Source organism: Clostridium boliviensis, from assembly GCF_033342255.1.
Lineage (GTDB): Bacteria > Bacillota > Clostridia > Lachnospirales > Lachnospiraceae > Lacrimispora > Lacrimispora boliviensis.
On record NZ_JAWONS010000245.1, the window covers coordinates 1 to 24,303 of the forward strand.

Consider the following 24,303-nt stretch of genomic DNA (forward strand, 5'->3'; position numbering starts at 1 on the left):
TTTCGTGTAAACAAGGGTTTCCGGTTTTCTGGGAATTCTTTTTTTATTTACATAAGTAATCTTAAATATCTAATTAACAATTCTGATAATATCATAATTATAAACTCCGCTAATTGTTTAATATTCGTTTTGGCTGATCGTTATGTGATAAATAATTTTATAAATACGTGAACTATTATTCATACACTCAATATTATATATTAAAAGTAATTTAGCTAAAAAATGAGTAAGGAGTAATTTTTAGATGGAATTAGATGTATTCGCGGCTGAATTTTCAGAATTATATGAAATGTTAGATGAAACAGTTAGATCCACTATTGTAGCGAATAATATGAACGGAGAAGAGTCCCTCAGAGATTGGGATAATATGATTGATAATTTTGTCAGGAATTTCGATTATGATGATTATTATGGACAGGAGATGGGAGAGACCTCATCTCAGCAGATACCATTTGGCGGTTTCGGAGGTTGGGATGGCAGAGATAGGGACAGATACAGAGACAGAGATTGGGACAGACGCCGGCGCCGGCGCTTTCGTGATTTTAATTTAAGAGATATTATCAGAATTTTGTTTTTAAAACAATTGTTTGACCGGAACCGTTACTAAACTCCGCCCTGAAGGCTGCTCATGACTTTAGTGATACAGCGTTATAGTATAAAAGATTAGCAGCATAGCAAAAAAGGGCAGCCATATTGAGCTTACCCATTTTTATTAAGGAAAAGCTGAAGGTACGAGTCTTATATTGCGCTTTTTTATTTGTCGAAAGTCTTTGGTCATTGCAGGACTAAATTCCATCACCTTTTAAAAGTTATCGTAGATGATAGATGTTTTTGAGCATTATTCTAAGATTTCTGCTAAAATTAAGCTAACTTCTTACAAAAATTTATGTTTCAGGACAGAGAAAACAGGCCACTGGAGTTTCGTGTAATTCCACCGGCCACATTCAAAAAATGTGAAAAACTCACTTCCAGTCCGACAGCAGATTTAAGTAAGTTAGTTAACGGTTGTAGCGAATCAGCTTAGGTGTCAGATTGACCTCATCAGGGGCAATTCGCCTAAGCTGAAGTGCTTTTAAGGTATCTTCGCTAAATGATTCTAAAGCCTTATCATATGTCGTTTTACCAATCAGACATTCTCGTGGTGTAGAATTGATATGATTAACAATCAGATTCACGTCCCATTGAGTTGGAAACTCAAAGCTGGTTCCTTTTGGAAGCAACATGCGAAGCATGGTATGACATTTTCCCCCCCCCCTTCTGGCCGCTACGCATTGGATCACAGTAGTAGAGACTACAGCGCTGGATTTCACTGGTCCCAGTCTCCAGGCTCTCAGGATCACCAAATTCGGAGCCACGGTCAGTTAATACGTATTCGAATAAGGAAACGAATTCATAGGTTCCCAGTCGTTTCTCAAGATGGTCAAATACAAACCGTACGGCACCTTTGGTGCATCGGTAATAGAGTTTTTTTCGGTTCACGGGAAGAATGAACCGTGTCCATTTCTGCAAAGTATTCAAGGTCCAAAGACTGAAAATCAAGATAGGATCTGTTGACAAAAACAGAACGATCTGTGATCTGTGTCATGTGACATTTTCGCGGTTTGCTGAGTAATTCACGATACTTGCGGTTGGCAAACCGTGCATTGTATGTATATTTGTGAGCAATGGTACAGTGAGAGATTTTCTTGTCACAGCCATTGCAGACGTAGGGAGCCTTATCCAGTCGGATGCAGCGTTCATTGATTGACAGGTCGGGCAGGAAACACATTTGACCCCACATACAAGAATCTTTTTGCAGACATTTACTTTTCGACAGCTAAACCTGTGAATGCAGAATTTCTTGGCATTGTAAAAGGTGCCTTTATGATACCAGTCAGAGGAACGTCTGGCCTTGACCTCCTTAGAGATGGTGGTTGGATCTTTGCACAGGTATTTTGCAATATTCTTAAATGTTAGATTTTGATTAAAGAGTTATCAATAAAAACACGATCCTTCAGAGTGAGATGCTTCTGGTTACCATGAATATATTTACTCATAAAATCTCCTTCTACTGCTGTCAGAAGGAGATATAAAGATATCATGTATGTATGAAAGAGTAAATATAAACTGTACAGAGGTAAACTCTACCTAGGTAAAAGGGAGTGGAATTTACTTTTTCAATTCTCAATATGGACTAAATAAGGAAATAAGATGTACATAGATTTCATAATGTGATAAAATGCGGATGGATGCATAAAAGTAAGAAGACAGAATATTCTACAGAAATAGTGGAAGTCTAAAGAGGAACTAAGAGGATTGCCTGACGGAAGATAAGGAGGGGATATGTTGAATCGTGTGATTACCATAAGCAGAGAGTTTGGAAGCGGGGGTAGGGAACTGGGGATGAGGCTGTCAGAGAAACTTGAGATTCCGTTTTACGATAAAGAATTAATTTCTTTAACTGCACAGGAGACTAATTTATCTGAGACAGAGTTTCTTAGTTATTATGAAAGTATTCCCGTAACAGAGCAATCATTGGAACCAAATATATATACTTCATTTTCTCCCCTGTATGAAGTCCCCTTATCTGATCAGGTTTTTTTGGCCCAGTCCAGAGTGATTAAAAGTCTGGCTGAAAAGGGTTCATGTATTATTGTTGGAAGGTGTGCGGACCGCGTTCTTGAAGACAGCATCAATCTGTTTGTATATGCAGGCGTTGAGAATCGGATAGAACGAATTACTTCTTTAAATAAAGATCTGGCCCCGGAGTTAATAGAAAAAAAGATTCGGGAAACGGATCGGAAGCGAAAGGATTATTACCAGTATTATACAGGCTGTGAATGGGGAAAAGCTCAGAATTACCATCTTTGTCTGGACAGCGGCCTTGCAGGTATAGAAGCCTGTTATCAGGCTGTTCTGAGTTATTTAGCGCATTGTAATTGAATATAGTTTTGAAGGAGCAGAAGTGTGAGTATAAAGATTAATAATAAATACAAATATTTTGTAACAGCGTTGATGGCAATTATAATAACAATATTGGCAGGGACAAGCGGTTATGCCAAGGATGAAGTGGGGCCGGGAACGGATCTTAAGGAAGGTAATACAGCTTCTTTGAACGGTGTTTCCATATACGTCAGCAAGCGGACCAAAACCCTGTCTTTAAAGCAGAATGGAGTTTTAATCGGGGAGTATCCCGTTTCCATAGGTGCATCGTCTTCTGATGGCAACAAAAAAGTAGAAGGTGATATGAGAACTCCCAGCGGCCAGTTTTATGTTTGTACCAGAAACGATAAGAGCGTGGCTTATCTGGCACTTGGACTTTCTTATCCGGGTGTAGAAGATGCTAAGCGGGGATTTGAAGAAGGAATCATTACACAGGAACAAAGAGACCAGATTATCAATGCGAATTTAGCCGGACAGCAGCCGCCATGGGAAACGGCTCTGGGCGGAGCAATTGAGATTCATGGCTGCAGAGTTCCTGACGGAACGACACATGGATGTGTGGCGGTTGATAATGCGGTGATGGATGTGCTATGGAGCTACTGCAATCTGGGAGTTCCTGTCATAATTGGTCCATAGAAAGTAGTCTCCAAATACGGTATATGCCGTTTTTGGGGACTTTTTTAGTGCCTGTCCTTGTAATATAAGGACCTTTGTACTATAATAACTAATTATACTTCAATAGAAAAAGACAGAGGTGGAATGTCCATGCAATTTGCTAGAAGAATGAATCATTTTGGAGAGGGTATCTTTTCTAAACTTCTGGAGATGAAACGCCGGAAAGAGGAGAGAGGGGAACTGGTAATTGATTTAAGCGTGGGAGCACCAAACATTCCGCCTGCAAAACATATTACAGATGCTCTTTGTGAAGCGGCTTCAGATCCGAAAAATTATATTTATGCTATCAATGATCAGAAAGAGTTATTAGAAGCAGTTGCTGCATGGTATGAGAGACGATATGGAGTGAAGCTTAATCCGGCATCAGAAATCAGTTCACTTCTTGGTTCACAAGAGGGACTGGCGCATATCGCGCTGTCTGTTGTTAACGAAGGAGACGTCGTACTTGTTCCGGACCCATGCTACCCAGTGTTTGCAGACGGTCCCTTACTGGCCGGAGCCAGTCTTTTTTACATGCTCCAGAGAAAAGAAAAGGATTATCTGATTGATTTTTCGGAAATTCCGGAAGATGTTGCTGTAAAAGCTAAATTTATGATAGTCTCCTATCCCAATAATCCTACCACGGCCATGGCACCAGACTGTTTTTATGAGAAATTAATTGCATTTGCAAAAAAATATAATATTTTAGTTTTACATGACAATGCTTATAGTGAATTGGTTTTTGACCAGCGTCATTGCAAGAGTTTCTTAAGCTTTCCTGGTGCAAAAGAGGTTGGAGTGGAATTTAATTCTCTTTCCAAAACCTATGGATTAGCAGGGGCAAGAATTGGCTTCTGTCTGGGGAATCAGGAAGTGGTGGAAAAATTAAAAACCCTGAAATCTAATATGGACTATGGAATGTTTCTTCCTGTTCAGAAAGCGGCAATTGCAGCCATTACTGGAGATCAGTCCTGTGTTGAAACAACCAGGATGGCTTATGAAAAACGCAGAGACGCCTTGTGTGATCATATGACCCGGATCGGATGGAAGATGGAGAAACCGCAGGCTACTATGTTTGTCTGGGTTGAGATTCCGGAGAATTTCAGCGATTCGGAGACATTTTGCAGAGAACTTCTTGATAAGGCAGGAGTTCTGGTAACGCCGGGAAGTGCATTTGGCCCGTCTGGGGAGGGATATGTAAGACTGGCATTGGTACAGGAAGAGCCAGTCCTGGTTCAGGCTGCAAAGCAGGTGGATCAGAGCGGGATCTTGAGGTGATACGTATGAAAAAAAGATTGATTTGGACAGTGGCAGCAGTTTTATATATTCTGCTTATTTACTCCAATTCTCTTAAGTCAGCTGATCTTTCATCAGCAGACAGCGGACATGTTCTGGAACTGTTGAAAAATCTGTTTACTACTGCCGGGGTTGAGAGCAGGTGGCTGACAGAACATATAATCCGGAAAGCAGGGCATTTTACAGAATATACTCTGTTAGGATTGATTTTGTATCAGTGTGTGAAATTATATGATTTTGATATGGAGAAGCGCTTGTTTATTCATGGAACGGCAGGTTTTATGATTCCTTTTATTGATGAAACAATCCAGCTGTTTGTATCAGGCAGATCAGGACAGATTTCTGATGTGTGGCTGGACTTTTCAGGAGTGGCAGCCGGAACCGTGATTGCAGCACTCCTGTTTTTTATATACACAAAAGAATGGAGTAAAATATGAAGAATTATCGGATTATAGTTGAATATGACGGAAGCCGCTATGATGGGTGGCAGAAGCAGGGAAATACAGATCAGACCATACAGGGAAAAATTGAACATGTTCTGGAACGAATGTCTGGGAATCACATTGAAGTACATGGATCAGGCAGAACAGATGCTGGAGTCCACGCTGTGAATCAGGTGGCTAACTTCCATATAGATACAGATAAGAAGGAACAGGAATTATTAGTATATCTGAACCATTATCTTCCTGAGGATATCAGGGTGAAGGCACTTAATCAGGTTCCGGAACGATTTCACAGCCGTTTGAATGCGGTGGAAAAGACATATCTTTACCGCATTGAGATGGGGGAGAAGAGTCAGGTATTTGAGCGAAAATATATCTATGGGCTTCACAAAAATCTGGATGTGGAAGCAATGGGACGGGCAGCTGCCTTTCTTTGCGGAGAGCATGATTTTAAGAGCTTCTGCTCCAACAGTAAAATGAAAAAATCAACGGTACGGACTTTAAAAAACATTAAGTTTCAGAAAGAGGACAGCAGACTTTTCATCCGCTTTACCGGGAATGGATTTCTCTATAACATGGTAAGAATTTTAATGGGTACATTAATCGAAGTTGGACTGAAAGAACGCAGTCCGGAGGAAATGACTGGAATACTGCATGCACTGGATCGAAAAGAGGCAGGATATACAGTACCTCCGGAAGGCCTTTTTCTGGAATGTGTCAGTTATAAATAAAATGATCAATGAAATCAGGAAAGGAGAAATATGACTGATTTATTGGTTCGCATGTTTGTGATGGATTATAAAAATACAGAGGATTCACATGTCCGGACCCGCTATGGGCTGATGGCGAGTGTGGTAGGAATCTTCTGTAATATTCTTCTGTTTGGTGCAAAGATATTAATGGGACTTTTTATTAACAGTATTTCTGTTATGGCAGATGCCTTTAATAACTTATCGGATGCAGCCTCTTCTATTATCGGATTTATCGGTGTGAAAATGGCGGACAAACCAGCAGATGAAGAGCACCCTTTTGGGCATGGCAGAGTGGAATATATTGCAGCGTTTATCGTTGCATTTCTTGTTATACAGGTAGGGTTTACTCTTTTTAAAACATCGGTAGATAAAATTCTTCATCCAGATGAGATGTCCTTTCATGCCATATCTGTTTTTATCCTTTTATTGTCTGTACTAGTGAAATTGTGGATGGCATTATTTAACCGGAAACTTGGAAACCGGATTCAGTCAGCTGTTATGAAAGCCACAGCAGCAGATTCTTTGGGAGATGTAATTACAACTTCCTCTACAATCGTATCTGTTCTTATTTATGGTATCCTGGGTCTGAACATCGATGGAATTGTAGGTGTGGTCGTTTCTGTGATAGTAATGTGGGCTGGTATTAAAATTGCCAAGGATACCCTTACACCATTAATCGGAGAGCCTATTGATCCAAAGCTGTATCACGATATCACTGCTTTTGTGGAAGGGTATGACGGTATCATAGGAAGCCATGACTTAATTGTCCATAATTACGGACCCACCAGAAGTATGGCGTCCATTCATGCGGAGGTTCCCAATGATGTGAATGTGGAGGTATCACATGAGATTATTGACCGTATAGAACGGGAAGCATTGAAGAAATTCAGAATATTCCTTGTTATTCATATGGACCCGGTGGAAACCAGGGACTGTAAAGTGAGGGAATTTGGAAGTATGGTGGAAAATGTGATTCAGAAAACTGATGACAGAGTAACCTTTCATGATTTCAGAATGATTGAAGGGACGGATCAGATTAATCTGATCTTTGATCTGGTGGTTCCCAGGGAGTATGACCGTAAAAAAAGGGAATGGCTGAAGGAAGAGATTACAAAACAGGTAACTGAGATAGATAAACGCTGCTGTCTTGTCATAACTGCCGAAAGCGGTTTTGGTGTGGAAAAATAAGGAAATAAAAAATTTCCATTTTATGCAATAAGATGACAGAAATCAGCATTAACCTAATAGAAAGGAAATCGGATCCATGCTGTTTATGGGATTGATGAGCTTTGGCGGAGTTGAAGATTACAGCCAGTTGAGCGACGAGGCACTTCTAAAAAAAGTGGCAGAGGGCGACCAGGAGGCATTTCAACGTTTATATCAGAATACAGACCGCACAATGTACAGTTTTATTCTGTCCATTATAAAGCACCCACAGGATGCGGAGGAGATCATGCAGGAAGTTTATTTAAAGATCTGGACTTCTGCAAAGAGCTACAAATCCCAGGGGAAACCTTTAGCGTGGATGTTTACCATAGCACGGAACTTATGCTATATGAGATTTCGGGAACAAAAGCATGACTCGGACATTACTCTGGAAGATTTATCGGGAATGGAAACCGGAGAGGTAAGTTCAGAGATAGAGATGGCAGCGGATAAGATGGTATTGCTTGCTGCCTTGTCAATTTTAAAGGAAGAGGAGAGGGAAGTAGTTCTCCTTCATACCTCTGCTGGAATGAAACACAGAGAAATAGCGGCCAGTTTAAAGATTCCTCTGGCAACTGCTTTGTCCCGCTATAACCGGGCTATGAAAAAACTGGAAAATTATTTAAGAGAGGAGTAGGCTTTGATATGGCTGGAGATAAACACAGACAATTAAATAGACAACAGATCGAAGCCTCCTTAAAATCTGCTACTGATGATCTGATTCCCAATGTCCTTGACCGGATTGACCTTAATACACCACAGATTATGGAGAACGGATATTCCAGACCTTCTTTCTTTAAAAGGCAGAGGGTGATTGCCGGGCTGATTGCAGCCTGCTTTTGCATGATTATGCTTGCGGGAGGGACCTACAGCTTCCAGAACAGCAGAGTGGATTCTGTCATAGGAATTGATGTAAATCCAAGTGTTGAACTCTCTGTGAATAAAAAAAACCGGGTGCTGAAAGCAGAGGCTGTTAATGCGGACGGGAAGACAATTCTTAAGGATATGGATCTGGAGGGTGTTGATTTAAATGTGGCTGTTAATGCCATCATTGGATCGCTGGTAACCCACGGCTTTCTTGATGATCTTGATAATGCAATTCTGGTAACCGTATCTAATGACAGTATTAAAAAGGCATCTAACTTAAGATCTGAAGTGGTCAGTGATATTAGAATGACTCTGGAGGAAAAAAGGTTAAAAGCTGTGGTGTATGACCAGCAGGTGATCGAGGAAGATGATGTAAAACAACTGGCCCGGCAGTATGATATATCTTATGGAAAAGCTTATTTCTTAAAAGAGTTAATTGACCAGAATACTTCACTTTCCATGGATGATATGGAAGAGCTGGCACCCCTGACCATGGAGGAGATTGCAAAGGTTATTACAGAAAGATCCTATGCGGTAGGAGCGAAAACAAAGGTCTCAGAGGATACGAAAAGTGAAACCCAGACCAGTATTCAGACCACTGAGGAGACTACTACCAGACAGGAGACAGAATCTGTAACAGAAACAACTCCGGAGACAACCACAGCAGAGGCCACGAGTCAGGTTCCTGCGCAGACACCTGCTACACAGCCGGCTACATCTGCGGAAACTACAGCTGTACCACCCACTACGGAAGATGTGGTTACATCACAGAAAATAAAGATTGATTATGTGGACTATGAGAACGGCCTTATCATGGTTCACTTTATAACCAGAGTCAAATGGAAAAATCCTACAGTTTCGGTAAAGGATGGGGATGGTACAACGTACTCTTCAAAAATTGGTGATACGGATTCTGATTATTGTGAGATCAATGTATCCGGATTAGAGGGGGGCGTGGAATACACCTTTGTTCTTGGCGGTATATCACCGAAGTCAGGGAAGCAGACGACTGTAAAGGGAGTTTTTGAAACGCCTGTAATCGGTGATGGGGAAGCAGACGATACGGAGCCTGAGGATACAGAGCCGGCAGAGACAAATCCAACACAGGCGAGTCCAACTGAAACAAAACCTGAGGAGACTACAACTCAGAAAGCAGCAGAAACAGATACAGCCAAGGCTGAGGAAAAGACCACAGAAGCAGTTAATCAGGAAGGGATTTGAGTAAATTGAAGCCCTTCCTGGCTCATTGAATTTTTGGAAATAAAATGTAAATTTTTGCTTGACCAAAGTGGAAAGCTATAGTATAATACACTCGTTGCACTGATGGGCTATCGCCAAATGGTAAGGCAACGGACTCTGACTCCGTCATTTCAAGGTTCGAATCCTTGTAGCCCAGTGAAGATAAAAGAAGAAAAGATACTCTGATTGTATGAGGCAGGAAGCTGCATTTAACGTCAGGGTATTTTTGTTTATATAAACAGACGTTGGTCTGCGAAAGCAAATCAACGCCTGTTCTTTTTCAGCCCAATATCACTAATTATTCGTTTAGTGCTTCAATCAGAGCGATCAAAGTGAGTGATTGTCCATAAGCCATGGGACGGATCATTATATTCTTATAATGGTCAGCGTGATAACCCATACCGGTTCCTGCGGAAACATGCAGGACGGTTCCGTCTTCATCTATATTTTTACAGATTCCATCCACGGCCCGTGCTGCGCAGTCAGAATATGTTTCGTCCAGAATTCCCATTTTAATTCCCTTTAAAATACCACCAGCGATGGCGGCTGATCCGGATACTTCTTCATAACTATCCGGATCAGTGAGAACGGTATGCCACAGACCAGAAGGTGCCTGTAACTCTTTTAAGGCGTTTACCTGTGCTTTGTAAGTATCTGTCAGATAAGTGGTTAATCCCGGATCCAGTGTGTTGTCAAATGACTCTAGTAATTCTAAAATACCATAAGTAAACCAGGAATTACCTCTGCACCAGAAAATACCGCCGAAATTACTATTTAACTGGAAACTCCAGCCATGATAAAACAATCCGGTATGCTTGTCATATAAATATTTGACATGCAGCAATACCTGATGAAGAGTCTCACTGATCCATTCCTTATTTTTAAATCGATGGCCCATTTTATTTAAAAACAAAACTGCCATAAATAAAGTATCAATCCACATTTCTCCTTCATTAAGCAGGACGCCGTCGCGGTTTCCGATTGCAGTTACCACGTGCTGGAAACCACCTTCTTTTGTTTTGGGCAATTCTGTCATCAGCCAGCGTGCATGATCCAGACAAAGTTTTTCGTAATCTGGATTCTGGAACGTATCAAGCAGCTCGGCCAGAACAAGATAGGGGGCAGTAGTGTTTATATTTTTACTGGGGAGTCCTTTTTTAAAATTGTTCTGAAACCACTGGTTAAAAAATTCTGTGTAACGGTCATCTTTATAAAATCTCTGAAGTTTTAAAAGACCATAGAGGCCCACGCCCTGGGGCCAGTCCCATTCTTCAATACCAAAGTCTCTGGCTATGATTCCGCGGCTTGCTTCCTCCTTTCCGACGGAACGGTCATTTTCATAATCTCCGCCTCCAAGGTTCATCAGTTTGTCCATCACAAGATGAATTTTCGGAAGTAATTCCTTGTTTGTCATGTCAATCTCCTCCATTTAATTTTTTAGCGTATGCGCTTGGTGTCATCCCCGTGCTTTTTTTGAATATCTGGCTGAAATACTGGGGATTATTTCCACATCCTACCTGCTGCGCAACCCATTGAATTTGTTCTGTATGGCCTTCTGCTAATAATTGCTTGGCTTTTTGAATCCGCAGGGCAGTGATGTAGTTTGAAAATTTTTGTTTTGTTTCCTTACTGAACCGCTTGCTGACATAATCAACATTCATAAAAAGATGATTTTCAGCAATGCATTTTAATGTAAGATTAGGATCGTCCAGATGATCTTCTACATAGTGTATAATCTTATCGATAAAAGGGCTGTAGCGCTGAGAGCGGGTAGAGGATTTCTTTAGGATTTCATTCAGCTTCTTACAGAGCATATGGCGGATCTGTCCATACTCACTCTGCTGGTTTAAGTCCATTAAATACTCCGTAGTATCTACCGACGACAGATAGCTGGTTTCTGTTGCCAGTTTTATTAAGATTCGTGAACAGGCCTGTTTTAAAAAATCTGTGTTGCTGATATCGTTTAATGTTGCAGTCAGTTCTTCCAGGCGGGGCTTTAATTCTGTTTCATCTGCTTCAATCAGACTTGCAGTCAGTTGTTCTATTTTTGTAATTAAGTTTTTATAATTGCAGGTGGGAACTGGCTCCAGTCCATTCATGTAATAGATAATTCCATAACGCCGGATCTTTGTAATCAGAACTTCCAAAAGCTGGTTGAGGCTCTGGAATGTAATCCGTTTGTAATCCAGTTGAAAGGGCAGTTCTTTGGGGGTTAAGCTTTGCATAAATACATCAAATTGTTCGTATGAGACCTGATATCTTTCAAAAAAAAGAATCAGGGAGTTTTTCACATAGATGCAATATAATTCGATTCCAGGTGCATGTTCTGCCATGTAATCATAAATGAGACTTAAGATGGAATTTAAGTATGTCTCCTCCAAATAGTGAAGGAAGCACAATTCGTATCCTGTATGATAAAAATCCATAAATCCCGAATAGGCAGTCCAGGAGTATTCCCCAGGGTCAGACTTAAAGATCTGCTCATTGATAATATTCCCCATAATGCTGTGGTGGAGGTTTGCAGTCAGTGCCTTCTGACCCTCCTTCAGATCCTGAAAAGCCTGACGATGATAATACTCTTTTATTACATCCTGCATGCTTTCCACAATCTGTTCTTCATTACAGGGTTTCAGCAGATAATGGTGAACCCGGTATTTCATTGCCTGTTTCGCATATTCAAATTCACCGAACCCGGAGAGCAGGATAAACTGGGTATCCAAATCAGCCTGATAAATTCGCTCAATCAGTTCTAATCCGGAGAGACCTGGCATTCGGATGTCGGTCATAACAATATCCGGTGATTCATCGAGAATCATATGATAGGCTTCAATCCCGTCACGGCAGGTTCCCACCAGTTCAATTCCCAGACTGTTCCAGTCGATCAGGGATGAGATGGACTCCCGTATTACCCGTTCATCATCTGCTATGATTAATTTAAGCATTAAGATTCTCCTTTCGTATCGGTAATGTCTTCAGATGTAAGATTCAGTGGAAATACAAGCTGCGCTACTGCCTGGTCGTCCTCGTTAAAAAGTGTAAGACCATATGGATCTCCGTAAGTCAGTTTCATACGCTCTGATATATTCAACAGCCCGATGCCAAAACCATGAGGATTTGTTTCCCGGTTTTTTAATTTATTTATAATGTCTTCCTCAAAGGCAGAGCTGTTATTTTTAACTGTAACAATAAGGGCAGAACCGTCTGTTTCAGCTGTAATATAAATCCGGCACTCTTCGGTATTTTCTTCTAGTCCATATCGGATTGCGTTTTCCACCAATGGCTGAAGAGTCAGCTTTAATACATAATACTCTGCAAGATTTTCCGGGGCATATATTTCATACTCCAGCCGGTCTTCATAGCGGTATTTCTGAATGGTCATATAACATCGAACCAGCTCCAGTTCTCTGCTTAACGGAACCTGTTTGTTTTTCTGGTCAAGGGTGATGCGAAGAAGATTACCCAGAGATTCCGTCATGGAAGAAATATCTTTTGCACCAATCGTTTTTGCCCTCCAGTTAATAGATTCCAGGGTATTGTATAAAAAGTGGGGATTCATCTGGTTTTCCAGAGCTTTTAACTGAGCTTCTTTTATCAATATTTCTTTTAAGTAATTAGTTTTAATCAGCTGATTTACTTTATCCACCATCTGGTCAAAACAGGTGTGCAGAATTCCCAGTTCGTCCGTCCGCCTGCTGTAATCATAGGAACCTGGCAGGTTCTCTGTTTCTCCTGCGGCAAAACGCTCCATCTTTAAAAGCAGATTATCGAAATGTCTTGTGATTGAGTCGATCAGGGAAGAGGACATAAGGATTGCCAGACCAATGGAAACTGCAATAATGATCAGACAGATCTCAAGGCTGGTCCGGAGCGAATCCGCAATGCTGCCATATGGAATAAGACAGACATAATCCCAGCCATATTCCGGTATGATCCCCTTCACATAGAAAAAGCTGTTTCCGTTCTGATTAACAAGTCCGTATCTGGAATGGAAATAATTATGAAACAGAGCTCGTCTGTCTGCTTTGATAATGGAGGAGTTATAGATTAAATTCTCTCTGCTGGAAAGAATATAGTGGGTATCTTCATTAAAGTGACTGGTGTCGGTGGCTGCATTAATAAGTCCGTCAATATTGATATTTACAATCAGTGTACCAAGTGAATCCAGATTTAAATATTCGGTCCGTAGTAAATGCTTGACCATAAACAGACCATATTGACCGCTGTAGTCGGTTATCCATATGGTACGTCCCCTGGCATTTTCAGCCCTTGAAACCAGATATTCAACAACGGAGTCCGGCAGCATATTTCCTGCTGAAATATGAGTATGGATTGAATAATGGTCCTGATAAAGGCTCATATAATTAATATTGTTTTTACGAAAAGTAAAATAATATTCATTTAACGTTCCGTAAAGTGATTTATATGCTATGGAACGATCCTGCACGCTTAAGGAATCTTTTAAAGTTCCAAGTCCTTTCTGAATGTTTGTATCAGCCAGAAACATATCAGCCATTGTAGAAATATTGTCCAGGCGGTTATTTAACTCTTTACCGGTATAGGATAAGGAGGAGGCCACAGATTGATAAAGCACCTTCTGATTGGCCTTTGTTATGAGTTGGATACTAAAAAGAGAAGCTAAGGCCAGCAGGAATATGCAAAAAAATACAATGGAATGTATTTTCTTTTTTAAGGAAAGATTTCTAATAAAGTGCTTCATAAAAACCACCTTTCGGATATTGGATTAATGACAGCTAAATTATATATAAAACACTTCACCAATACAACCGGTGGAGATAAAGAACTATTCAAATTATACACACAACACGGTTTTTTCAACCTGGAAGCCGGTTTTAATCATTTACTGGATACAGAGGGGGAAGTATAATAAAAATCATCTGATATGCAAAAAAGATGAATGGAGGAAGGTTTTATGAAGAAAAAAATTGCGTTACTAATGGCGGCTGTTATGGCAGCAGCATCACTTTCCGGATGCGGTGGCAGTGAGAAAGCTGCTACGGAAGATACCACTGCAGGGTCAGTTGCAGATACTACCCAGGCAGTCACTGAAGGGGAAAACGGTGATGTTAAACTGACTATGAGCTGGTGGGGGAACCAGGTCAGAAATGAAAAAACCCAGGCAGCCCTGGATTTATATACAGGGCAGAATCAGGGAATAGCAATTGAAGGACAGTTCTCAGAGTGGTCTGATTACTGGAATAAGCTGGCAACCTCAGCAGCAGGGCAGGCAATACCTGATATTGTGCAGATGGATTATTCGTTTATTGACCAATATGTGAAAAACGGACTTCTGGAGGATATGACTCCGTATATCAAAGACGGTACCCTGGATGTTTCAAACATCTCTGAGAACACCATGGCAAGCGGAACGGTGAACGAAGGCGTGTATGCAATCTGTGCAGGAATTAATGCTCCGTCACTTCTATATAATAAAACACTTCTGGATAAGAATGGAATTACTGTTAAGGATTATATGACTACAGATGAATTCATTGATTTATGCAGGGAGGTTTACCAGAAAACCGGCTATAAAACCAACGTCGCTTATTACAATGCAGGAGCTTATCTGGATTATTTTATGAGAGGTTCTGATGTCGTTCTTTATGGGGACAAAAAGATGGGAGGAGAAGAGAAAGATTATATTCCATTTTTCCAGATGTATGAGACTGGAATTAAGGAAGGCTGGTTTATCGACCCTGGTGTGTTTGCCGAGCTTTCAATCGGTTCTGTAGAGCAGGAACCGCTTGTTTATGGATCCAGCCCGGAAACCATGTCCTGGTGTGCTTTTTATAACTCTAACCAGTTGACTGCAATGCAGAAAGCAGCTCCGGAAGGCATGGAAATCGGCATTACTACCTGGCCGTCAGCAGACCCGAAAAAATCCGGTTATCTGAAATCCAGCCAGTTCTTTTCCGTTGGTGCACATTCTAAAAATCCAGAAGAAGCTGTGAAAGTTATTAACTTTTTGACTAATTCAAGTGATGCAAACAATATTTTACTGGGAGAAAGAGGTGTTCCCGCTTCAAGTGTAATCGCACAGGATCTGGCACCAAAAATGAGTGATGTGGACCAGAAGGTGATTAAATATGTCAATGAAGTCGTAACTCCCAACTGTTCTCCGATCAATCCGCCTCAGCCAGATGGAGCCAGTGAAGTATCCAATCTCCTCAATCAGGTTCAGGAACAGCTGTGCTATGGTGTGTACGATGCCAAAACAGCCGCGGAAGAATTCTATAACGGAGCCAACAGCATTATGAGCAAAAAATAACGGAGGTTGTCAATGAAAGATAACAAAGGCGCAGGCCTCAGACATTTCCTGAACAGAGAAAGCACTGCGGGGGTAGTATTCTGTCTTCCGTTCATCATCGGCTTTCTGTTGTTTATGGTTGTACCTATGGGAATTTCTTTTTACTATTCTTTATGTGATTATAACATTTTGTCCCCGCCTGTTTTCAAGGGATTGCATAATTACATAAAAATGTTTACTGACGATGCTGTGTTTTTTAAAACCATAGGGGTTACGTTTTATTTCGCCTTTGTATCAGTTCCTCTGCGTTTGATTTTCGCACTGCTGGTAGCGTTGCTTCTGCTGAAGTCATCAAAGGCGACCGGCTTTTACAGGGCAGCCTACTATCTGCCCTCCATTATCGGAGGCTCTGTTGCAGTCGCTATATTATGGAAGCGAATGTTTGCAACGGATGGTGTTATCAATCTGCTTTTGGGATTTTTTGGGATACATACCAGCTTTCCATGGCTTGGAAATAAGAATACGGCGATCTGGACCCTAATTATACTTGCCATCTGGCAGTTCGGTTCTTCCATGCTGATTTTTTTATCATCCTTAAAGCAGATTCCGGTAACACTTTATGAGGCCTCCAGGGTGGATGGTGCTAATAAATTTTCTCAGTTTTTCAAAATCACCCTGCCTCTTTTGACACCGACGATTTTCTTTAATCTGGTTATGCAGATGATTAACGGTTTTCTTGCATTTACACAATGTTTTATTATAACCCAGGGCAAACCCCTTAATTCCACATTATTTTATACCGTTTATATGTATCAGCAATCGTTTGAGTTTTACAATACCGGATATGGTGCAGCTCTCGCCTGGGTAATGCTGGGGCTGATTGGTTTGATTACTGTGGCTCTGTTTGCAACTAAGAAATTCTGGGTTTATACGGAAGGGGTGTGAGTCAGATGAAAACCAGAAAAAAGGCAGGTAAAATTTTATACCACATAATTGTGTGTGGCCTGGGGCTGGTGATGATTTATCCTCTGGTGTGGATGGTTATGAGTTCCTTTAAAGAAACAAATACCATCTTTCTTACAGCCGGCCAGCTGATTCCGGAGAAATTTGTACTGACTAATTATATCAATGGCTGGAAGGGATTTGCAAAAATTTCTTTTGCCGTGTTCTTTAAGAATTCGTTCTTTATTGCTGTTACAGCAACGCTTGGAACTGTCTTTTCTTCGGCGTTGGTAGCCTATGGACTTGCCAGATGCCGGTTTTTTGGAAGAAAAATATTATTTGCAGCAATGCTGCTTTCCATGATGCTCCCGGCACAGGTGCTCATGATCCCTCAATATTTATGGTACCAGAAATTAGGCTGGGTGGGAAGTTATAAGCCATTAATTCTTCCCTATAGTTTTGCCATTCAGGGGTTCTTTGTTTATCTGATGATTAATTTCATTGATGGTATTCCAAGGGAACTTGATGAAGCAGCTAAAATAGACGGGTGCTCTTATTATAGTATATTTACCAGGATTGTCATGCCCCTGATCACACCTGCACTGATCACTGCCAGTATATTTTCTTTCATGTGGAGATGGGATGATTTTCTGTCCGCCTTGCTCTATATCAATGAATCTGCCAAGTATCCGGTCAGCCTGGCACTTAAGCTGTTCTCGGATCCGGGGTCATCCTCTGATTACGGCGCTATGTTTGCAATGGCAACTCTGTCCATCCTGCCGGCAGTTACTATTTTCATCTGTCTGCAGAAATACCTGGTGGAGGGTATCAGTACATCAGGCTTAAAGGGATAAGGAGAAGAAATATGATAAAGGAAAATGTTCCAAGACCTGATTTTAGAAGGGATGAATGGGTAAGTCTCAATGGAGAATGGGATTTTTCGTTTGACGAACCGCTATTTGATAAAAAAATTAAAGTTCCGTTTTGTTATCAGTCTGAAATGAGCGGAATCGGTACGGCAGAAGTTCACCATATTGTGTGGTACCTGAAAGAATTTGTGGTGGAAAAAGACCGTTTATCAGGAAAAAGCCTGCTTTTAAAGTTTGGGGCTGTGGATTATGAAGCTGAAGTTTATGTCAACCAGACCTATGCAGCAGGACACAGAGGCGGTCATACTCCTTTTGAGGCTGACATTACCGGACTGGTCACAGAAGGGAAAAATATTGTGACAGTTAAGGTAATGGATTATAGTGACGCAGATAAGCCCAGGGGAAAACAGACATGGACAGGGGAAAACTTTGCGTGCTGGTACACACCGACGACCGGTATCTGGCAGAGTGTCTGGCTGGAGTATGCAGGAAAAAGTTATATAAAACGAATTAAGGCAACTCCTGATCTGGATCGTAATGAGGTTCTTTGTGAGGTCTTCGTTTCTTCCATGAAGGCATTGAAAACGGAAATTTCATTTCGAAGCATACCAGCCGGGGGAGACATGCAAAAGGATCTTGGCAGTATTAATATTATCTGCGAAAATGGGTACGGGAAAGGGATTTTAGCCTTGCCAGACTTAGATGTGCGCAGGGAAGAACTGATCTGGACGCTTGCGAAGCCCAATTTAATTGAAATGCAGGCGCTTCTTCTAAATGATCAGGTATACAGCTATTTCGGACTGCGGTCAGTCAGCGTATCCAATGGAAGAATTCTTTTAAATGGTGAGGTATTATACCAGAGACTGATTCTTGACCAGGGGTACTGGAAGGAGAGCCTTCTGACGCCTCCCGATGAGGAGGCCATAAAAGAAGATATTATACTCGCAAAAAAAATGGGGTTTAACGGTGCAAGAAAGCATCAGAAAGTGGAAGATCCCAGATATTACTACTGGGCGGACCGGCTGGGGTTTCTTGTATGGGGAGAGATGCCAAGCTGCTTTCAATACACAGACAATACTCTGGAACGTACTTCAGGGGAGCTTACTGAGTTTATCCAAAGGGACTACAATCATCCGTCCATTATTACCTGGGTTACAGCAAATGAAAGCTGGGGGATGAGAAATATAAGGACGGATAAAAGCCAGCAGAATTTTTCCAATATGTTGTATTATCAGGCAAAGGCACTGGATAAAACCAGATTAGTCAGCGGAAATGACGGCTGGGAACAGACGGAACACACAGATATCCTGGCTTTGCATGATTATGAGCTGATGCCGGAAAATACAGGCAAATATGACTGCATGGAAGAAATTATATATGGTCTGGCGGAGCGCCGCATGGTACTTGCAGAAGGGCAGAAGTATGGGGGGCAGCCAGTTCTGATGACAGAATATGGCGGAATTGCATTTTCTTCCGATGAAACAGGCTGGGGCTATTACAATAAAGCAGGAAGCCTGGAGGAGTTTATGAACCGTCTGGAGCCAGTTACGGATTCTCTGATTAAGAGCAGAAAATTTTCGGGATTTTGTTATACCCAGCTTACGGATGTCATGCAGGAAACAAACGGGCTGTTAAAGGAAGACAGAACACCTAAGGTTCCCCTGGAACTGCTGGAGAGGATATTCGGAAAGAAATACTACGAATAAACGACTGTCTCTGTTTGCGGATCAGTTCAGCCGTCCGGCTGGACTGCAATCCACATGCGCAGTGAACTGGACAGGTTATGTCATGAATTGAAAAAATGTAAAAAATAGCTTGACTATTTAAATGAAATCTTGTATAATTCCTTTTGTTGTGTTGATGGGCTATCGCCAAATGGTAAGGCAACGGACTCTGACTCCGTCATTTCAAGGTTCGAATCCTTGTAGCCCAGTTCCTGAGCGGAACCTGATGAGGTTCCGTTTTTTTTTGTGATTTATCATCTCTTTCTCTTTTATCTGGACAAGAATTAAAAAATGCTTTATAATGTTATATAATTTTGAGGAGAAAATTTTGATGTATACATTCGGCAGCAGGGTTCGATATAGTGAGACAGATGAATACGGAAAACTGACATTGACCGGTATCATGAATTATCTGCAGGATTGTTCTACATTCCAGTCAGAGGATAACGGACTGGGAGTGTCGTATTTTACCAATCGGCACAAAGCCTGGTGGTTATCGTCCTGGCAGATTGTAGTGGATCGTTATCCGGCTTTGGGAGAAAAAATTGTTATCAGTACATGGCCCTATGATTTTACGGGATTTTACGGGTACCGTAACTTTACCGTATGTGACCATAAAGGCAATTATCTGGTAAGGGCTAATTCTGTCTGGTTCTTATTTGATACGCAAAAGGGTCGGCCGGCAAAGATTGAGGCAGATGATATCCGGGGGTATGGTACTACGTGGGAGAAGCCCCTTGATATGGAGTATGCACCCCGCAGAATTGCTGTGCCGGAGGAATATCTGGCTTGTGCACCGGTGATAGTGGGCAAGCATCACATTGATACCAATCATCATGTGAACAATTCGAAGTATGTGGAGATTGCCAGGGAAGTGCTTCCTGATGGTATGGAGGTATCGGAACTGAGGGTGGAATATAAGAAAGCAGCAGTCTTTGGAGATGCAGTCTATCCCAGAGTCAGCAAGACAGAGGAAGGTTACGTTGTTTCTCTGTGTGATGAGCAGGGGACAGCTTACGCAGTCATTTGGCTGCGTGGAACAACAGAGAGGATATAAGATGATAGAATTAGGTAAGATGCAGACCCTCACAGTTCAGAGGGTGAAAGAGTTCGGTGTGTATTTAGGAGAAGATGCCGGCAGTGAAGTATCTGTACTGCTTCCCAAAAAACAGGTTCCTGAAGGTACTGGTCAGGGAGATAAGATTACAGTTTTTATCTACAAGGATTCCGAGGACCGGCTAATTGCCACAACTACGGCTCCGAAGCTGTTGGTTGGGGAGACCGAAGTTCTGAAAGTGAAGGAAGTGGGCAAAATCGGTGCATTTCTGGATATGGGACTGGAGAAGGATCTGCTTCTGCCATATAAAGAGCAGACGTATAAGGTCCGGACTGGTGAGAACGTTCTTGTCACATTATACATTGATAAAAGCAAGCGCCTGGCTGCAACCATGCGGGTATATTCCCACATGAGCAACCAGTCACCTTATAAAAAGGATGATCAGGTAACCGGAATTATCTACGAGTTCAGCGATACGCTGGGAGCATTTGTTGCTGTAGACAAAAAGTACTACGGACTGATACCTAAAAAAGAGCTTTTTGAGAATTACAAGGAAGGCGATGAGATAACAGCAAGGGTTACTAAGGTAAGGGAAGACGGAAAACTGGACTTAAGTCCGAGACAGAAGGCATATATTCAAATGGATGCAGATTCCACAAAGGTACTTGAGATTATTAAGGATCAGTTTTCAGGGAGTCTGCCATTTACGGATAAAGCGGATCCGGACAGAATTAAAAGAGAATTTTCCATGAGCAAGAATGCATTTAAGCGTGCAGTGGGACATCTGCTCAAAGAAGAAAAAGTCAGAATAACAGAAAACAAAATTGAAGTGATTAATTAGCGGGTAAGCGGATAACAGGAGGATTGTTTTGGACTCGATAGACTATTATAATAAGTATGCGGCAAAGGAATTTGAAGAGACAGTAAATCAGGATATGTCAGAAATCATGAAAGAATTTTTAAGCCATCTTGAAGAAGGTGATACGATTCTGGATTTAGGCTGCGGATCAGGAAGAGACAGCCTCACTCTATATGAGCTGGGATATGATGTAACGCCGCTTGATGCATCCAGTGAGATGTGCAAGCTTGCGGAAATTCATACAGGTCTTGATGTACTACAGATGACATTTGAGCAGATGAATTTTGATGATGTTTTTGATGGAATCTGGGCGTGTGCATCCCTGCTTCATACTCCGAAAAAGGAACTGTCCGGCATTCTTACAAAGATAGCAAGGGCCTTAAATGATAAGGGGATTCTATATATGTCTTTTAAGCTGGGGGATTTTGAGGGATTCAGGGGAGAGAGGTATTTCAGTGATTATACTGAGGACTCCATATCTCAGATGATAAGGGAAAACGGCAGATTTGAAATTGAGAAGCTGTGGGAAACAGATGATATACGTTCTGGTCATTCTGACGTAAGATGGCTGAACGTACTTGCGAAAAAGAAATAAATTATTTTAAAATATTACAAGGCGATGTCGAAAATAACGGCATCGCCTTGTAATATATAACCAAATAAGTGGCAAAATAGTCATACACTATCGAATATAGACAGAATTGTACAAGCCTGTCTCTTGATATTTTGACGTTTCAATCAGTTTTTTCAATGGTTATACAAATTAGCCAAAAGGCCCAAATGGATTTTGGTAAATACGAATATGGTAAAAAAAAAACAATTCATGTATGATTGTTTCAGAGACATAGAACTGCGGCTGTGGGGGCTTGTAGTTCTGAACAGAGAATATATTATATTTTTTTAGGAGGATTAGTAAATGGCTAGTTTATCACTGAAAAACATCGTCAAGAGATATCCGAACGGATTTGAGGCAGTTAAGGATTTCAACCTGGAAATTGCAGACAAAGAATTTGTCATTTTTGTAGGACCTTCTGGTTGCGGTAAATCTACAACTCTTCGTATGATTGCTGGCCTGGAAGATATTTCAGCCGGAGAACTTTACATCGATGGAAAGTTAATGAACGATGTAGAACCCAAAGACCGCGACATCGCAATGGTATTCCAGAACTACGCTTTGTATCCACATATGACAGTATACGATAACATGGCGTTTGGTTTGAAACTGAGAAAAACTCCCAAGGATGAGATTGATAAGCTGGTTAATGAAGCTGCAAGAATCCTTGATCTGGAACATTTATTAGATCGTAAGCCAAAGGCATTATCCGGTGGACAGAGACAGCGTGTTGCCATGGGACGTGCCATTGTTCGTAACCCCAAAGTATTCTTAATGGATGAGCCGTTATCCAACCTTGATGCTAAGCTGAGAGGCCAGATGCGTATTGAGATCTCTAAATTACATCAGAGACTTGAAGCTACAATGGTTTACGTAACACATGATCAGACAGAGGCTATGACACTTGGTACCAGAATCGTAGTTATGAAGGATGGTGTCATTCAGCAGGTTGACTCCCCTCAGAACTTATACGATAAGCCAGACAACAAGTTTGTAGCTGGATTCATCGGAGCACCTCAGATGAACTTAATTGAAGCTACCGTTGCTAAAAAAGGCAGCGATGTTACGTTAACATTTGGCGGCAATACCATTGCACTTCCAACTGAGAAAGCAAAAAAACTGGAAGATGCAGGCTACATTGGAAAGACTGTTGTTTTAGGAATCCGTCCGGAAGATCTTCACGACGAGGAAGCATTCCTTGAGTCCACTCCTGCAAGTGTAATTGATGCAACAATCAGAGTTTACGAGCTGCTGGGAGCAGAAGTTTACTTATACTTTGATGTAGATGATGTAAACTTTACAGCAAGAGTAAATCCTCGTACAACTGCAAGACCTGGCGATACAGTTAAACTTGCTCTTGATTTAACAAAAGTTCATGTATTTGATAAAGATACAGAATTAGTTGTATTAAATTAATTTATGAAATTTTAAGCAAGCGGGTATGATACTCGCTTGCTTTTTTTTACTTTTTGCATTAATATAGAATAAGGTAAATTTACGAAAAAGGAGATTATGCCATGATTTCGAATCAAATACTTCAAACAACCATTGAAGGATTAAAAGGAATAACAAGAATAGATCTGTGTATTTGCGATACAGAAGGAAAGGTTTTGGCTACCACATTTCCTGATGCGGAAGATTACGAAAGTTCGATCCTGGCGTTCGTGGATTCTCCAGCAGACAGCCAGGTAATCCAGGGATATCAGTTTTTTAAAGTTTTCGACGAGCATCAGTTAGAATACATCCTCCTTGCAAAAGGCGGAAGTGATGATGTATATATGGTTGGCAAATTAGCATCTTTCCAGATTCAGAGTCTTTTAGTCGCATATAAAGAGAGATTTGATAAGGACAACTTTATCAAGAATCTTCTATTAGATAACCTGCTTCTGGTTGATATCTACAACCGGGCAAAAAAGCTTCACATTGAAACAAATATCAAGCGTGTTGTTTTCATTATTGAAACACAGCATGAAAAAGATGTGAATGCGCTGGAGACAGTACGCAATTTATTTGCAGCAAAAACAAAAGATTTTGTGACTGCCGTTGACGAGAAGAATATCATTCTTGTAAAAGAGGTAAAAGAAGGCGAGAGCTATGAGGATCTGGAAAAGACGGCCAATACGGTTCTGGACATGCTCAACACAGAGGCTATGACCCAGGTACATGTAGCATTCGGTACCATTGTAAGTGAGATCAAGGAAGTATCCAGATCCTATAAAGAAGCCAAGATGGCGATGGATGTAGGAAAGATCTTCTATAGTAATAAGAATGTGGTGGCTTACAGCAAGCTAGGAATCGGACGTCTGATCTATCAGCTTCCGCTGCCATTATGCCGTATGTTCATTAAAGAGATCTTTGACGGCAAATCACCAGATGATTTCGATGAAGAGACACTGACCACCATCAACAAGTTCTTCGAGAACAGCCTGAATGTATCCGAGACTTCCAGACAGCTGTATATTCATAGGAATACGTTAGTATATCGATTAGACAAGCTGCAGAAGAGTACTGGTCTGGATCTTCGGGTGTTTGAGGATGCGATTACCTTTAAGATTGCCCTGATGGTAGTTAAATATATGAAGTATATGGAGAACC

General features: G+C 41.2%; 23 protein-coding genes, 2 tRNA genes and 1 pseudogene. 21 read left to right on the forward strand and 5 right to left on the reverse strand.

The features are described 5' to 3' along the window. Positions 1 to 244: 244 nt before the first annotated feature. Positions 245 to 607 carry a hypothetical protein gene (locus RZO55_RS16755; RefSeq protein WP_318065405.1) on the forward strand — a complete coding sequence of 121 codons (363 nt, stop codon included), beginning with the start codon at positions 245 to 247 and terminating at the stop codon, positions 605 to 607. Between the two features lie 391 nt (positions 608 to 998). Here RZO55_RS16755 and RZO55_RS16760 read toward each other — a convergent pair whose 3' ends face one another. Then, a complete protein-coding gene (locus RZO55_RS16760; protein WP_318065406.1) occupies positions 999 to 1,310 on the reverse strand; it encodes a hypothetical protein in 312 nt (103 codons plus the stop codon). 271 nt (positions 1,311 to 1,581) lie between these two features. Next, positions 1,582 to 1,959 (reverse strand): annotated as a pseudogene (locus tag RZO55_RS25930) (helix-turn-helix domain-containing protein); the annotation flags it as partial. A gap of 363 nt (positions 1,960 to 2,322) precedes the next feature. Here RZO55_RS25930 and RZO55_RS16765 point away from each other — a divergent pair. From RZO55_RS16765 to RZO55_RS16805, 9 genes are all read left to right on the forward strand, one after another. Continuing rightward, positions 2,323 to 2,922 carry a cytidylate kinase-like family protein gene (locus tag RZO55_RS16765; protein ID WP_336624320.1) on the forward strand — a complete coding sequence of 200 codons (600 nt, stop codon included), beginning with the start codon at positions 2,323 to 2,325 and terminating at the stop codon, positions 2,920 to 2,922. A 24-nt stretch (positions 2,923 to 2,946) separates the two neighbouring features. Next, a complete protein-coding gene (locus tag RZO55_RS16770) occupies positions 2,947 to 3,558 on the forward strand; it encodes a L,D-transpeptidase family protein (protein ID WP_318065407.1) in 612 nt (203 codons plus the stop codon). Positions 3,559 to 3,687: 129 nt separating this feature from the next. Further along, complete coding sequence (locus RZO55_RS16775; RefSeq protein ID WP_318065408.1) at positions 3,688 to 4,854, forward strand: aminotransferase class I/II-fold pyridoxal phosphate-dependent enzyme; 1,167 nt, start codon at positions 3,688 to 3,690, stop codon at positions 4,852 to 4,854. Positions 4,855 to 4,859: 5 nt separating this feature from the next. Next, positions 4,860 to 5,309 carry a VanZ family protein gene (locus tag RZO55_RS16780; protein WP_318065409.1) on the forward strand — a complete coding sequence of 150 codons (450 nt, stop codon included), beginning with the start codon at positions 4,860 to 4,862 and terminating at the stop codon, positions 5,307 to 5,309. After that, positions 5,306 to 6,046, forward strand: coding sequence for a tRNA pseudouridine(38-40) synthase TruA (truA, locus tag RZO55_RS16785; protein ID WP_318065410.1), 741 nt, complete (start codon positions 5,306 to 5,308; stop codon positions 6,044 to 6,046). The genes RZO55_RS16780 and truA overlap by 4 nt, the downstream gene beginning before the upstream one ends. A gap of 30 nt (positions 6,047 to 6,076) precedes the next feature. Continuing rightward, the gene (locus RZO55_RS16790; protein ID WP_318065411.1) at positions 6,077 to 7,255 is read left to right on the forward strand and encodes a cation diffusion facilitator family transporter; all 1,179 of its coding nucleotides are present in this window, start codon (positions 6,077 to 6,079) and stop codon (positions 7,253 to 7,255) included. 76 nt (positions 7,256 to 7,331) lie between these two features. After that, positions 7,332 to 7,910 (forward strand): RNA polymerase sigma factor, encoded by a 579-nt coding sequence (locus RZO55_RS16795; protein WP_318065412.1) that lies wholly within the window; start codon positions 7,332 to 7,334, stop codon positions 7,908 to 7,910. Between the two features lie 8 nt (positions 7,911 to 7,918). After that, entirely contained in the window at positions 7,919 to 9,361 is a 1,443-nt protein-coding gene (locus tag RZO55_RS16800) for an anti-sigma-I factor RsgI family protein (RefSeq protein WP_318065413.1), read from the forward strand. Positions 9,362 to 9,464: 103 nt separating this feature from the next. Beyond that, positions 9,465 to 9,536: transfer RNA gene (locus RZO55_RS16805), tRNA-Gln, on the forward strand. Positions 9,537 to 9,677: 141 nt separating this feature from the next. Here RZO55_RS16805 and RZO55_RS16810 read toward each other — a convergent pair. The 3 genes from RZO55_RS16810 to RZO55_RS16820 are packed head-to-tail and all read right to left on the reverse strand — an operon-like array spanning position 9,678 to position 14,096. Next, a complete protein-coding gene (locus RZO55_RS16810) occupies positions 9,678 to 10,793 on the reverse strand; it encodes a glycoside hydrolase family 88/105 protein (protein WP_318065414.1) in 1,116 nt (371 codons plus the stop codon). Position 10,794: 1 nt separating this feature from the next. Further along, positions 10,795 to 12,321, reverse strand: coding sequence for a response regulator transcription factor (locus RZO55_RS16815; RefSeq protein WP_318065415.1), 1,527 nt, complete (start codon positions 12,319 to 12,321; stop codon positions 10,795 to 10,797). After that, positions 12,321 to 14,096, reverse strand: a complete 1,776-nt coding sequence (locus RZO55_RS16820) for a sensor histidine kinase (RefSeq protein ID WP_318065416.1) — start codon at positions 14,094 to 14,096, stop codon at positions 12,321 to 12,323. The genes RZO55_RS16815 and RZO55_RS16820 overlap by 1 nt, the downstream gene beginning before the upstream one ends. A gap of 27 nt (positions 14,097 to 14,123) precedes the next feature. On the opposite strand from RZO55_RS16820, the gene RZO55_RS16825 reads away from it, so the two are divergent. The 11 genes from RZO55_RS16825 to RZO55_RS16875 all read left to right on the forward strand — a co-directional run. After that, the gene (locus RZO55_RS16825) at positions 14,124 to 14,264 is read left to right on the forward strand and encodes a hypothetical protein (protein ID WP_318065417.1); all 141 of its coding nucleotides are present in this window, start codon (positions 14,124 to 14,126) and stop codon (positions 14,262 to 14,264) included. A gap of 45 nt (positions 14,265 to 14,309) precedes the next feature. Continuing rightward, on the forward strand, positions 14,310 to 15,665 hold the full coding sequence (locus RZO55_RS16830; RefSeq protein ID WP_318065418.1) for an ABC transporter substrate-binding protein: 1,356 nt from the start codon (positions 14,310 to 14,312) through the stop codon (positions 15,663 to 15,665). 12 nt (positions 15,666 to 15,677) lie between these two features. Continuing rightward, positions 15,678 to 16,589 carry a carbohydrate ABC transporter permease gene (locus RZO55_RS16835; protein ID WP_318065419.1) on the forward strand — a complete coding sequence of 304 codons (912 nt, stop codon included), beginning with the start codon at positions 15,678 to 15,680 and terminating at the stop codon, positions 16,587 to 16,589. Between the two features lie 5 nt (positions 16,590 to 16,594). Further along, a complete protein-coding gene (locus tag RZO55_RS16840) occupies positions 16,595 to 17,440 on the forward strand; it encodes a carbohydrate ABC transporter permease (protein WP_318065420.1) in 846 nt (281 codons plus the stop codon). Between the two features lie 11 nt (positions 17,441 to 17,451). After that, positions 17,452 to 19,161 carry a glycoside hydrolase family 2 protein gene (locus tag RZO55_RS16845; protein WP_318065421.1) on the forward strand — a complete coding sequence of 570 codons (1,710 nt, stop codon included), beginning with the start codon at positions 17,452 to 17,454 and terminating at the stop codon, positions 19,159 to 19,161. 155 nt (positions 19,162 to 19,316) lie between these two features. Continuing rightward, positions 19,317 to 19,388: transfer RNA gene (locus RZO55_RS16850), tRNA-Gln, on the forward strand. A 122-nt stretch (positions 19,389 to 19,510) separates the two neighbouring features. Continuing rightward, positions 19,511 to 20,236 carry an acyl-[acyl-carrier-protein] thioesterase gene (locus RZO55_RS16855; RefSeq protein ID WP_318065422.1) on the forward strand — a complete coding sequence of 242 codons (726 nt, stop codon included), beginning with the start codon at positions 19,511 to 19,513 and terminating at the stop codon, positions 20,234 to 20,236. Position 20,237: 1 nt separating this feature from the next. After that, positions 20,238 to 21,077 (forward strand): CvfB family protein, encoded by an 840-nt coding sequence (locus tag RZO55_RS16860; protein ID WP_318065427.1) that lies wholly within the window; start codon positions 20,238 to 20,240, stop codon positions 21,075 to 21,077. Between the two features lie 28 nt (positions 21,078 to 21,105). After that, on the forward strand, positions 21,106 to 21,690 hold the full coding sequence (locus RZO55_RS16865) for a class I SAM-dependent methyltransferase (protein WP_318065423.1): 585 nt from the start codon (positions 21,106 to 21,108) through the stop codon (positions 21,688 to 21,690). Between the two features lie 321 nt (positions 21,691 to 22,011). Then, positions 22,012 to 23,124, forward strand: coding sequence for an ABC transporter ATP-binding protein (locus tag RZO55_RS16870; RefSeq protein WP_318065424.1), 1,113 nt, complete (start codon positions 22,012 to 22,014; stop codon positions 23,122 to 23,124). A 101-nt stretch (positions 23,125 to 23,225) separates the two neighbouring features. Next, a partial coding sequence (locus tag RZO55_RS16875) for a PucR family transcriptional regulator (protein WP_318065425.1) occupies positions 23,226 to 24,303 on the forward strand: 1,078 nt, incomplete at its 3' end.